The following is a 743-nucleotide window of genomic DNA, read 5'->3' on the forward strand; positions in this document are numbered from 1 at the left end:
GACACGCCCGGAGAGGCCCGCTCGTCTCATCTCAGCCCGTACCCCGTGGCAAGAACCTCATGACCCACAACACCTAGGCTTCTCGACCGTGATGTGCATCTCAGAGTGGCCGCACGGGCGGGCATAACCGTCATGGTGTCGAATCGCCTCGAGACGGAATCCGGCTGGCGGCGGTCCCGGTTGCACGGGGTGCGCGCAGACGACACGCTGACCACTGCCACTCTCGACGTGCGGGCACGCGCGGCGGCACTCGACCATGCGGTCGCCACCACCCTGGCCGACGTGGCGCGTGATTTCGCCGGCCTTGACCTCTTCCTCTTTGCCTCCGACCGCAGCGGACGACTGATCCGCCTCGTGGGGCCATGGAAATCGGCGTTGGGGGAGCAGATTCGGCGGCGGGGGCTGGATGTGGGGGTCTGCCTGGCCGAGGAGGCGGCGGGGTTCAACGGGATCGGCGCCGCCCTTGAGCTGGGCCGAGGCGTCGCCGTCGACGGGGAGGAGCACTATCTCGACGCGTTCCGGGCCTTCTCCTGCTTCGGGGTGCCCCTCGCGCATCCGGGCGTCGGGCGCGTCCATGGGGCGCTCAGCGTGGTGACGTTCGCCGGGGCGACGCCGACGCTCGTGGAGGGCCTGGCCCGGCACCTCGGACGACAGATTGAGCAGGCGCTAGGGCATGTCTGACAATCGTTTTGACCATGCGATCACAGCATTCAGGACCACAGCGGCCCTGTAGATGATCGCGT

The 743-nt window shown here is 68.2% G+C and carries 1 protein-coding gene; it reads left to right on the forward strand.

Features of this window, described 5'->3' with window-relative positions:
- Window positions 1-132: 132 nt before the first annotated feature.
- Entirely contained in the window at window positions 133-681 is a 549-nt protein-coding gene (locus KVS67_RS11540) for a GAF domain-containing protein (protein ID WP_217565398.1), read from the forward strand.
- Window positions 682-743 lie beyond the last annotated feature (62 nt).

Source organism: Micrococcus sp. GbtcB5, from assembly GCF_019091605.1.
Classification (GTDB): domain Bacteria; phylum Actinomycetota; class Actinomycetes; order Actinomycetales; family Micrococcaceae; genus Micrococcus; species Micrococcus luteus.

What these genes read in the sequence shown, in the direction of transcription:
- KVS67_RS11540 (WP_217565398.1), top strand. Translation starts at nt 133, where the DNA reads ATGGTGTCGAATCGCCTCGAGACGGAATCCGGCTGGCGGCGGTCCCGG.